This is a genomic window from Cupriavidus pauculus (genome assembly GCF_008801835.1).
GTDB classification, from domain to species: Bacteria; Pseudomonadota; Gammaproteobacteria; order Burkholderiales; family Burkholderiaceae; genus Cupriavidus; species Cupriavidus pauculus.
In genome coordinates this window covers 50,224-60,791 of the sequence record NZ_VZOW01000032.1, presented here as the reverse complement: position 1 = coordinate 60,791, position 10,568 = coordinate 50,224, and the positions used below count along the sequence as shown (strand labels likewise).

The window sequence follows — 10,568 nt, the reverse complement described above, 5'->3', positions numbered from 1 at the left end:
AGCCGACTCCACTCGACGCTGGGCTACGTCAGCCCCATGACGTTCGAGAAAAACTGGTCCGCAGCTCAGCAACACCGGGCTGCCTAATTCCCTCGGTTATGGGATTCGTGGAACAGGGGCAAGGTCAGTATGGTTTCATGCACACGGTCACGGTCTTCAGGATGGAGCGCCGCGAACGCAGGAGTGGCATCTTCAACAACATCCTCCGGTGCAACCCCGTATATTTCCCGCATCTTGGCGCTGGCATAAGGGAAGTGCGAGCTGCCGTCCGGACGAAGGCGGTATTGGTAAAGCATACCGGGAACGTGGCTGGCCAACTCTTCTCGCTGTAGGCGCATGGAGTTCAGCGCCTGCTCGACCCTCTTGAGATCGGTGATGTCCTCTACCGTCCCGTCTGCCGCTATGGGCCGACCAGAGGCGTCGCCCTTGAATGTTGCCCGCAGGTGTATCCAGCGAACCTGCCCTCCGCTGACGATGCGATACCGCAGATCAAGGGACTTTCCGCACATGGCAGCATCCCATACCCTTTCGAAGAGGGGGCGGTCTTCAGGGTGAATGCACTGCAGGAATCGCTCGAAGGCTATTGGCGCACCAACATCCAGGCCGAGCACGCGGCAGGCTTCATCGGAGCAGGTGAAGAGTTGCGAGCCAAGATCGAGATGCCAACTGCCAAAATGGGCGTTCTGGTTAATCTGGCCACAGTGTTGGGCTGAGATTTGAGGAGTCTCGTTCAAAGGTGGCGCTCATTATGGGTGAAACAGAGGTTCCAAAGTTTCTGCAACTGGGAACGCATTTCGTCAAAGATTGTGTGGTTGGGGTCGCTATGCATCGCGTCTACGCACTTTCTTCAAGGATCGAACAACTGATAAGCAGGGTGGTTCGCGCCGGGTTATCACGACAAGCGGGATGCCACCCAGCGCACCATGTCCTGCGCGCCCATGGCGCCCGCCTGACGTGCAACCTCATGTCCCCCTCGGAACAAAATCAGGGTTGGAATGCTGCGAATACCGAACTGGGCGGCCAGGTGAGGCTCGGCCTCGGTATTCACCTTGGCCAACCTGACCTTGGGTTCAAGCAGGGAGGCTGCCTGCTCGAACTGCGGCGCCATCATCTTGCACGGTCCGCACCACGGCGCCCAAAAGTCCACCAGCAGCGGCAGGTCACTACGCTCCAGATGACGCGCGAAGGTCGCCGTGGTCAGATCAATGGGGTCTCCGGTGAACAGCGGGTGCTGGCACCGCCCGCAATTGGGCTTCTCTGCCAACTTGTTGGCTGGCACGCGATTGATGGATTGGCAGTGTGGGCAGACGATATGAATGCTGTCGCTCATGAGGTGGCTCCTTGGGACACAGAGGAAGTAATGGCTCCCGCAGTTGGGCCGCCGTGACATGGGCTTTCAAGCTGTAGCCCTTGCGTCAGTTGCCGGATGCTGTGTTCATCCAGCGTTTCCCGTGCGAGCAGTTCGCGCGCGCATCGCTCCAGCACTTCTCGGTTAATTTCGAGAATTCGGTATGCACGATCAAACACACCCATCACAATGTCACGGATGGCTTGGTCGATGCGTGTCTGAGTCGATTCGGCTACTCGGCAGCCACCCTGTACCAGTTCAGGCGCATCAAGAAAACGCGGCCTCTGTGCCTCAAAAGCGACGTACCCCAAGCCCTCATCCATGCCGAAGCGCGTAATCATGTCGCGGGCGATGTCGGTGGCCCGCGCGAGATCGTCTGAAGCCCCTGTGGACAGCTCGCCAAACACGAGCTTCTCAGCCGCACGCCCGCCCAGGAGCACGGCGATCTTGTGCTCCAGGTCGGCACGTGTCATCAGAAATCGGTCTTCGGTGGGCCGCTGCAGGGTGTAGCCGAGTGCACCGATGCCACGCGGAACGATTGAAATCTTGTGTACCGGATCGGTGCCGGGCAGCGCCAGCGCCACCAGCGCATGCCCCATCTCGTGATAGGCCACGGTTTCCCGCTCCTTCGGATTGAGCACACGGTTCTTCCTTTCCAGGCCGGCCACGATGCGCTCGATGGCGGCGGTGAAGTCTTTCAGTTCCACAGCCTGCGCCTTGCGCCGGGTCGCGTTCAGCGCTGCTTCGTTCACGAGATTGGCCAGATCGGCGCCGGAAAAGCCGGTGGTCAGTGCCGCCACCTGTTCCAGATCTACCTCGTGGGCCAGGGTGATCTTCTTGACATGGACCTTCAGGATATCCAGGCGACCTTTCTTGTCGGGACGGTCCACCAGCACCTGACGGTCGAAGCGACCGGCGCGCAGCAAGGCCTGATCCAGGATCTCCGGCCGGTTGGTGGCTGCGAGGATGATCAGCCCGACTGAGCTGTCGAAGCCGTCCATTTCGGTGAGCAACTGGTTCAGCGTCTGCTCTCGCTCGTCGTGTCCACCGATCGGTCCTCCAACACCGCGCGCGCGGCCCAGGGCGTCCAACTCATCGATGAAGATGATGGCCGGCGCCTGCGCACGCGCCTGTTCGAACAGGTCGCGCACACGGGCCGCACCCACGCCGACGAACATCTCGACAAACTCTGATCCGGAGATGGAGAAGAAGGGCACCGCCGCCTCGCCGGCCACGGCCTTGGCCAGCAGTGTTTTGCCGGTGCCCGGTGGGCCGACCAGCAACACGCCCTTGGGAATGCGTGCCCCGAGACGTCCATACTCCTGCGGATTCTTGAGGAAATCGACGATCTCGACCAACTCGGCCTTGGCTTCATCGACGCCAGCCACATCGGCAAAGGTCACGCCCGTGTTCTTCTCCATGAAAACCTTGGCGCGGCTCTTGCCAATATTCAGAAAGCCACCCATCCCCTGCTTTTCGGCGAAGCGTCGGAACAGGAAGAACCAGACCCCGAAGAAGGCTACGGCCGGCAGAATCCAAGACAGGATGTCGCGCAGCCATGTGCTTTGCACCACGCGGGCATAGGGCACGTCATATTTCGACAGGCGATCTGCGAGGTCGGGTTCGACGCGGGTCGCTACGATCGTGGTCTTGCCGCGGCTGTCCGGCGCTTTCAGGCGCCCGGTGACCGCGCGGTCCGACACCAGTACTTCGGCGACACGTCCGTCGGCCAGCGCTTTCTCGAACTCGCTGTACGGCACGGGCTCGACCGTCTTCGCCGCCTGCCAATAGTTCTGAAACATCAGCAGCAAGAGGATCGCGACGATCCAGTAACCGATATTCCATTGATCTTTCTTCTCCATAATCGGTATCCCTCGAGAATCGAGTCGCTAAGGATTGGGTGTGAACAGACGAGCCAATCCGTTGCCCAACCGGATCGTAAGCGGGCGTACGCAGCGCTCCCAGGCGCTCGCATAGGCTGACTCCATGCGCAAGCACCCGCCAGTAAGGAGCCGCACCACCCACTGCACGAGGGTGCAATGTCCCGTCGCCTTGGTGACAGTGGCCGCGAGTGATGAAAGGGAGACAACCCGTACCAGCCCTGCGCTAGAGTTGGCCACGAGGGCCTCCCGATGCATCATATTTGCCCGCTCGACGGTTTCTTCTTGCGCGCCGTCTTGCCCGTATCGCTCTGCGGCTCCTCGGCGGTCTTGGCTTCGTCGGGTTTCTCCGTCCCGACCTGGGCCTCCGGCGGCTCCTTGCGCTCGAAGCTCACGCGCTCAGCTTTCTCGTCCCAGCGTGCATTGGCGTGATCGTCCTTGCCGATGCCGCCACCGAGCATTTCCCTCGCCAGCGCGGTTTCCAACTCGCTGCGAATCAATCGCTTGAGCTCACGTGCCCCAAACTCGGGCTTGTATCCTTCTTGGGCAAAGTGGTCGATCAGCGTCTGGTCGTAAGTCAGCGTTACCCCTTGGCTGGCCGCGTTGCGCGCCACACGGTCAAGTTGCAGGCCGACGATATGGCGAATCTCCTCCTTGCCCAGGGCGTGGAATACGATGATCTCGTCGATGCGGTTGAGAAACTCCGGACGGAAGTGTCCGCGCAACACGTCCATCACTTCGGCCTTGGTTTTTTCGTACTCCTCGCCTGCAGCACCGCGTGCCTTCAAGCGACGCTGGATGATGTCCGAGCCGAGATTGGATGTTGCGATGATGATGGTGTTGGTGAAGTCCACCACCCGACCTTTGCCATCGGTGAGGCGTCCATCGTCGAAGACCTGCAGCAGAATGTTGTAGACGTCGGGGTGTGCCTTTTCGATCTCGTCAAGCAGCAAAACGCTGTAGGGTTTACGCCGCACCTTCTCGGTCAGCTGCCCACCCTCGTCGTAACCAACGTAGCCCGGAGGTGCGCCGACCAGACGTGCCACGGTATGGCGCTCGCCGTACTCAGACATATCGATGCGCAAGAGCGCACCCTCATCGCCGTAGATGGCTTCAGCCAGAGCCTTGGCGAGTTCGGTCTTGCCAACCCCTGTCGGCCCCAGGAACAGGAAGGTCGCCACCGGCTTGCTGCCTTCGCGCAGGCCCGCCCGCGACAGGCGTACCGCGTCGGCCACAGCCCGCACGGCCTCGTCCTGGCTTACCAGGCGCTCGTGCAGCCGTTGCTCCAGGTGCAGCAGCTTCTCGCGCTCCTCCACGGTCAGCTCGTTGACCGGAATGCCGGTGAGCCGCGACACGATCTGCGCTACGTGCTGGGCCTTGACCTCGGCGCTTCCCGAAGCACGCTCACGCTCCCAGTCTTCGATGAGTTTCTTGAGTTCGGCTTCCTTGGCCTCGATGCGCTTGCCAAGTTCAGCAGCCTTGTCGTACTGCTTGCGCGACGCCACATAGTCTTGCTCGCGGCGCAATTGGTGCAGTTCGGATTCAAGCTCCTGCACGGCCACCGGGCGCGCCGTGGCCGACAGCTTCACTCGCGCGGCGGCCTGATCCAACAAGTCGATGGCCTTGTCGGGGAGAAAAGCGTGCCGTGATATACCGGTCAGAGAGCTCAGCGGCCGCAATGATCGCGTCCTCCGTAATACTGACCTTGTGGTGCGCTTCGAAGGTGTCGCGCAGGCCGCGAAGGATCATCATGGTCTGTGCTACCGTCGGCTCGGGCACCATCACCGGCTGGAAGCGGCGCTCCAGCGCGGCATCCTTTTCAATGTACTTCTGGTACTCGTTGAGCGTGGTGGCACCGATCAAGTTGAGTTCGCCGCGCGCCATCATCGGCTTGAAGACATTGGCCACGTCGAGCCCGCCTTCGCCGCCACCCTGGCCGGCGCCAACGATTGTGTGCACCTCGTCGATAAACAAGATGAGTTCGCCCTGGTGCTCGGTCACTTCCTTGAGCACCTTCTGCACACGCTCCTCGAATTCACCCCGGTACTTGGCCCCCGCGACCATGGCGTTGATGTTCAATTCCACCAAGCGCTTGTCGCGTAATGTCTCAGGCACTTCGCCGGCTACCATGCGCTGCGCCAGCCCCTCGACGATGGCCGTCTTGCCCACCCCCGGCTCGCCGATTAGTACCGGATTGTTCTTCTTGCGCCGGGCCAGCACCTCGATGGTGGTCTCAATCTCCTGTGCGCGGCCGATGACCGGATCGAGCTTGCCGTCACGCGCCATTTTGGTGAGATCACGCGAGTACTTGTCGAGTTCGGGTGTGTTGGTCGGCGTCTCAGCGCGCCCGTCCTCGGCCCCCTTGCCGACCACCTTGCTCACCTGTTGACGCAGCGCCTGCGGCGTGAGGCCGTATCGGCGCAGCAGGTTGGCGGCCAATCCTTCGCCTTCCTCTGCCAAGCCGATCAGGAAGTGCTCCGGGCCGACATACGAGTGACCCAGTTCGTTGGACGCCACGAAAGCACGACTCAGTGCATCCTTGACGCGCGGCGACACGCCAATCTCGCCCTCGAACGGCTTATCACCGCGTTTGGCTTCGGATTCGATCTGTCGCTTGAGGTCATCAACCTTGATCTTGAATTGACCCAGGATGGTTTTGACCACATCGCTGTCGGTCAGCGCCAGCAGCAGGTGTTCGGTATCGACCTCCGGACGACCAAACTCGGCGGCATGCTTGGCGGCTTCCTGTAGCAACGCCTCTGACTGCTCGCTGATACGGCTAGCCAGTCCGCCGCCGCCTCGACGGCGCGGTGCGCCTGCCCCCGCCGAAGCCGGTTCGCCAAATGAGGCATCGACCACATCATCTGCATCGGCCGCAACCGTCGCCGACTCGTCACCAATACGGAAAAAGTCGCTGCCCAGAAAGTCCTCAAACAGACCGCTGCGCGCGCCAAACAAGGCTTCCAGCGGAGAAACGGTGCGCTTCTGCTGGCGCACGAGGTGGCGGTAATGATCGTCACAGAGCAGCATGGTGCTGTGACGACCATTGAGATTGGCTTCCACCCGCACCGTGGCGGGCTGGCCGCAGACTTGGCATTGTTTTCTGGCCATGCTGACACTCCTTAACTTAGAGAGGCAGCGAGGCACCGTATGTCACGGTGCCGCGCCGATGGTTTAATCACTTTCGATATGAAAGAGTTGGTTGAGGACGTCAGCTATTGACCGGTATCGAACGCCCCCGTTTTGGTGCACTGACCTCTCGCTTGTCCATGGTGATCGTCAGCACTCCATTCTTGAAATTGGCTTTGATCGAATCCTGGTTGGCATCATCTGGCAGATTCAGGGCACGCTGGAAGCTGCCATAGGAGCGTTCGATGCGGTGAAAGCTACCCTCTTTCTTTTCCTGCTCCTGACGCTTCTCGCCGCGTACTACCAGCACGTCGCTGTCGAGGGTGATCTGGATATCCTTTTCCTCCACACCGGGAAGTTCCAAAGCGATCTTGTACTGTTTGTCGGCTTCCTGGATGTCCAGGGCCGGCATTAGCATGCCCGGCCAGTCGGCTGGCAAGCGCTGCACGGCCAGTGCAGGAAATCCGAACCCCCGAAATGCATCATCGAACAGACGATCAATCTCGCGATGCAACTGCAAAATCGGACTGACCGCACCAGCTGTCACCGGCACATCATTGCGCTGCACAGGCAGAGCGGAAGAGGCGGTTTGCTGCTCCTCCTGCTCCTTCTTGAACCAGTTCCAGGGTGCCAACTTCTTGAAGTCAATATCCATGTCACACCTCCAAATAGAGAAGATTCAGTTAACTCGTTCGCCTGTTGAGACGGACATTGCGCGGCCGCGACAAGTCCGGTTCGGCTGATCTCTGCTGTTAACGTTTGCGCATCACCTCCTTCTTCGTGCTGGCTTGCGTCTGATCGGCAATCCACTGATCAATCTCGCCTCTCCGAAATCGCCATACACCACCCACTTTGAAAGCGGGAATCTCCCCTTTCGCGGTGAGTCCATACAGTGTTCGCTTACCGATCTTCAAATAGGCGGCCAACTCATCAAGCGTAAGGATCAATAGATGGTCGGCTTTCATCGCATCTTCTCCACGCTCCTTCATCTGAGCGATGATTGCGGAAATCTTGCAAGTCTTTGCAAAGTTTGCTCCGGACAGCAAAAAAGTCAAGGGCACAAGGCATAGATGTTCTTCCCGTTCACACGGATACATGCCAGACGGCCGATCTGTGCCCTGACGGGTGTTGATATCGAAACGCACGAGGCTCGCGCGGGGTTCACAGAGCCGCCTAGCCTGCCCGGGCAGGTTGGGTGTTGACGGGAATCAGCGTCGATCTTGGAAGGCAAAGGCGCGGCTCTTAGACTTGCTGTGGCCTCAAGGGCGTACTGCCTGCGATGTTAAGGACGCGCCACACCGATGCGGTGCCAGGCTTTTGCTCGTCTCCGGAACGCCGCGGATATCGATCTCGTCGATACGCAGTGTGCCATTCGCGCGAAAGAGGACCGCCGACGGAGGTAAGGAAACAGGCCATAACCAAGTGGTACGAGCAATTCACACACCGATCCTCACGTTGTAACCGAGCGCCCGCAGCCCCTTGCTCGTCCGCATGTTCCTTGGCGGAAACTCATCCGGGCGCGCCCAGCCGACGATTTCCCCGAGGCTGCTCAGACCAATGTGCGGAATTGCCCAGTCGTCGCTGCGGATCGCGTTCCAGAGCCGGGCTGAAACACTGCCGTTGCCCCAGACAACGTAGTTCAACAGCTCAAGCACCGTCCGCCCTTCGCGGGATCGCTGCCGCCAGAGCCACTCGCCGAACTTTTCCACCTTGTCGTCGCCGGCCTGCGGTCGGTCAGGCAAGCCCAAGTGCTCGTTTTCCTGCTTGATGGCGTGGTCTCGGATCGCGTGCACTCGGGAAACGGCATCCACGAACTCCTGCTCGGTGAGCTTGAGAATGCGATCGCGTGGCCTGTCTCGCATGTGTTCATTGTTGAGAACCTTCAAACGGGACTGGCAATGTCCGACATGCCGGGCGCTGTCGTGTTCATGCGCCTAGGCTATAACGTCGACGTGTTGGCCCGGCTACCTTGGCTTGCCCGTGCGAGGTGCATCTACTGGGGTGACGTGGATACCCATGGATTTGCCATTCTGCATGGCGCCCGTTCATACATTCCAGAGTTGAAATGACCTGCCCCCTCCAGCCATACCAATCAGTTGGAGAGAGGTCCAGGGGTTTGTAGGTTAACTGATCCTGCGTTGGTGGTTGTTGGGTTGGCGTTGCGGTGCTGGGCGGCGAATTCAGCCGGAGGTACCGGAAGGCAGCACTGACACGTCCATCTTTACCGGATCGATGACTGGCTGCCGATGGGCGGTGGTAGGTTGCTCCCCTTGATCGCCGTTGACCTGTTGTGCGTCTCGGTGATTGCGCCAATAGTCGTGATTGCGCTGTGACCACGCGCGCTGGGCCGCCTGCTGGTTGATGCGGTAGTCAGGATCGGATTGGAGTTTTGCTCGCTGCCATTCGCGCTTGCGAGCCCGCTGGCATTCAGGGGCGGAGCAGAACGCTTGGTCGGGAACCTGTGGGCGGGGTTCGAAGGGGTGGCCGCAGTGTGCGCAAAGTCGAGTAGTCATCGTGGTCTCCATGCAAAGTCCGTATGGAGACCGCCACTGACCGTGGCGAAGGGCGCGAAGCGGCTGCCCTATGAAGGGGTATTCAACGAGCGACGACGTTCAGCGCGGGGGCCAATGCCACGCTCAAGCGGCCAACGATGGCGGGCAAGGGTTCTGGCGGAAGTTCGTTCTTCTTGAGAAATGCCAGCCACAGCGCCTGGCGCGAAGCGTCGTGCGCAAACTCGTCCGTCAGGCCGACTGGCAGCGCGTCAGGAACCGCCATGCCGCGTCTTTCGAATGTGGCCTTGATCGCTTGGGCCAGCAGATCAGTGTCCAGAGTTTCTCGTTCCAACAGCACCGACAGATCGAAGTAGTCCTTCAGGCGGCTGTTGGTCATGCCCAGCAATGCGATGGCGTGGAGCTTTTCCGCGATGACGGTGTACGTTGGGTAGGCCCGCAGCCGTGGCGCGGGCATTTCCTCCAGCAGTACTGGGTAGACCGAATCAACAGGCGCCGGGGTGACGGCGTCGCCGAAACCGACATCGATTTGGGTCTTGCAACGTGCTCTGGCCAGATCGCCCGCAATCATCACGCGAACGCCGCCGTAGCCAGCTTCCTTGCGGATCTCCTCGACTGTGACCGAGGCTGGGTCGAACACGATGCCGTCGTCGACCGGTACAGCTGCGATGTCCCGGAATACTTGGGCCACTGACTCCAGATCACTAGCACCGAAACCCAACAGGTCGGCGTCGCGTGTGGCCCGGTGTGGCATGTCGTACCAGAGCGTGAACAGCAGCGCACCTTTGAGCAGAAAACGGTCCGCGTGCGGCGACTGGGTCAGCCGATAGAGGATGCGCTCCAAGGCGAAGCGCACCAGCACCTGATTGAAATCGACGCCTTGCGCCTTGGCGACATTGAGCAGACGCGCACGGACGGATGCCGCGACATTTGGGGTGGCCGCACTCATCCGACACTCTCCAGGTAGGGGCGCATCACATTGGCCACGCGGCATATCTTGGCGAAACGCCAGATGTCGTCGACGGAGGCCTTGCTGCGCGCCCGAGCGTCCTTCAGCGCCTCCAGCGCCACATCCAGCCCGATCTTGTTGCGGTGCTTGAAGCAGTCCGCCACGGTCTTGGCCACGCCGTACACCCGGAGCCTGACACCGTCGCGTTCGACTTCCTCAATCCCTGCCGAGTAGGCATCACCCGTGAACTGCACCATCTTGACGGGCGGGTAGTCGACCCGGGGCGGGTGGCTGCCCCGAGGCATGGCGATCCAGATCTGACGCGGCAGCTGTGTGGTCAGCTCATGAAACTGCAGCGCTGTAAGCAGGCAGAACACCGCTTGAGGTACCTTGGTGGCGATGGTGCCAAGGCTCTCGAATTCCGAAACCTGTGCATCCGGCAGACGGTACAGGCCACGCCCCACCTTCTCTAGTAGACCCGCAGCGGTCAGGCGCGTCAGAACGACCCGAGGCGCACTGATGGCGTCCAGATCGCTGGCGCGCAGTAGCCCCTTCTGGCTGGCCAGATCGAGGACGCGTTGATTGTGGGTACTGGAGAGCATGGGTGGAGTATGTTCCGTTATTTCGTCGAATGCAACTTCTGGGAGATAAAACGAAACATTTAGCCCACGTTCTCCCGGTATCGCTGCTGGCAGACGATGCGCTGGGCGCGCTACAAATCGGGGGGGTGTTACCGCTTCAATCGAAGCATC

General features: G+C 60.4%; 10 protein-coding genes and 1 pseudogene. 1 reads left to right on the top strand and 10 read right to left on the bottom strand.

The annotated features are described in order from the left end of the window. Window positions 1-83: 83 nt before the first annotated feature. The 7 genes and pseudogenes from F7R19_RS23850 to F7R19_RS30710 form a co-directional block, all read right to left on the bottom strand. Window positions 84-734: a PAS domain-containing protein gene (locus tag F7R19_RS23850; RefSeq protein WP_223505878.1), complete on the bottom strand. Its 651-nt coding sequence runs from the start codon at window positions 732-734 to the stop codon at window positions 84-86. Window positions 735-892: 158 nt separating this feature from the next. Beyond that, window positions 893-1,330: a thioredoxin TrxC gene (gene trxC / locus F7R19_RS23845; protein ID WP_150982223.1), complete on the bottom strand. Its 438-nt coding sequence runs from the start codon at window positions 1,328-1,330 to the stop codon at window positions 893-895. Further along, window positions 1,327-3,210: an ATP-dependent zinc metalloprotease FtsH gene (ftsH, locus tag F7R19_RS23840; protein WP_150982222.1), complete on the bottom strand. Its 1,884-nt coding sequence runs from the start codon at window positions 3,208-3,210 to the stop codon at window positions 1,327-1,329. Before ftsH ends, trxC begins: the two co-directional genes overlap by 4 nt. A 275-nt stretch (window positions 3,211-3,485) precedes the next feature. Further along, window positions 3,486-6,339 (bottom strand): annotated as a pseudogene (clpK, locus tag F7R19_RS23835) (heat shock survival AAA family ATPase ClpK). Between the two features lie 100 nt (window positions 6,340-6,439). Next, window positions 6,440-7,012 (bottom strand): Hsp20/alpha crystallin family protein, encoded by a 573-nt coding sequence (locus F7R19_RS23830; RefSeq protein WP_150982221.1) that lies wholly within the window; start codon window positions 7,010-7,012, stop codon window positions 6,440-6,442. A gap of 97 nt (window positions 7,013-7,109) precedes the next feature. Further along, window positions 7,110-7,502, bottom strand: coding sequence for a helix-turn-helix domain-containing protein (locus tag F7R19_RS30715; protein ID WP_287874973.1), 393 nt, complete (start codon window positions 7,500-7,502; stop codon window positions 7,110-7,112). A gap of 291 nt (window positions 7,503-7,793) precedes the next feature. Further along, entirely contained in the window at window positions 7,794-8,243 is a 450-nt protein-coding gene (locus F7R19_RS30710) for a hypothetical protein (RefSeq protein ID WP_425545163.1), read from the bottom strand. Here F7R19_RS30710 and F7R19_RS23810 point away from each other — a divergent pair. Continuing rightward, the gene (locus F7R19_RS23810) at window positions 8,130-8,426 is read left to right on the top strand and encodes a Wadjet anti-phage system protein JetD domain-containing protein (RefSeq protein WP_456151698.1); all 297 of its coding nucleotides are present in this window, start codon (window positions 8,130-8,132) and stop codon (window positions 8,424-8,426) included. The genes F7R19_RS30710 and F7R19_RS23810 overlap by 114 nt on opposite strands. A gap of 111 nt (window positions 8,427-8,537) precedes the next feature. Here the strand turns inward: F7R19_RS23810 and F7R19_RS23805 are convergent, their stop codons facing one another. The 3 genes from F7R19_RS23805 to F7R19_RS23795 all read right to left on the bottom strand — a co-directional run bounded on the left by F7R19_RS23805 (window position 8,538) and on the right by F7R19_RS23795 (window position 10,418). Beyond that, the gene (locus F7R19_RS23805) at window positions 8,538-8,870 is read right to left on the bottom strand and encodes a hypothetical protein (RefSeq protein WP_211922786.1); all 333 of its coding nucleotides are present in this window, start codon (window positions 8,868-8,870) and stop codon (window positions 8,538-8,540) included. 82 nt (window positions 8,871-8,952) lie between these two features. Continuing rightward, window positions 8,953-9,816 carry a nucleotidyl transferase AbiEii/AbiGii toxin family protein gene (locus F7R19_RS23800; protein ID WP_150982220.1) on the bottom strand — a complete coding sequence of 288 codons (864 nt, stop codon included), beginning with the start codon at window positions 9,814-9,816 and terminating at the stop codon, window positions 8,953-8,955. Next, on the bottom strand, window positions 9,813-10,418 hold the full coding sequence (locus F7R19_RS23795; RefSeq protein WP_062794306.1) for a type IV toxin-antitoxin system AbiEi family antitoxin domain-containing protein: 606 nt from the start codon (window positions 10,416-10,418) through the stop codon (window positions 9,813-9,815). Before F7R19_RS23795 ends, F7R19_RS23800 begins: the two co-directional genes overlap by 4 nt. Window positions 10,419-10,568: the final 150 nt, after the last annotated feature.

Coding starts and splice junctions, on each gene's coding strand:
- trxC (WP_150982223.1), bottom strand. CDS start 1,330: ATGAGCGACAGCATTCATATCGTCTGCCCACACTGCCAATCCATCAAT.
- ftsH (WP_150982222.1), bottom strand. CDS start 3,210: ATGGAGAAGAAAGATCAATGGAATATCGGTTACTGGATCGTCGCGATC.
- F7R19_RS23830 (WP_150982221.1), bottom strand. CDS start 7,012: ATGGATATTGACTTCAAGAAGTTGGCACCCTGGAACTGGTTCAAGAAG.
- F7R19_RS23805 (WP_211922786.1), bottom strand. CDS start 8,870: ATGACTACTCGACTTTGCGCACACTGCGGCCACCCCTTCGAACCCCGC.
- F7R19_RS23800 (WP_150982220.1), bottom strand. CDS start 9,816: ATGAGTGCGGCCACCCCAAATGTCGCGGCATCCGTCCGTGCGCGTCTG.
- F7R19_RS23795 (WP_062794306.1), bottom strand. CDS start 10,418: ATGCTCTCCAGTACCCACAATCAACGCGTCCTCGATCTGGCCAGCCAG.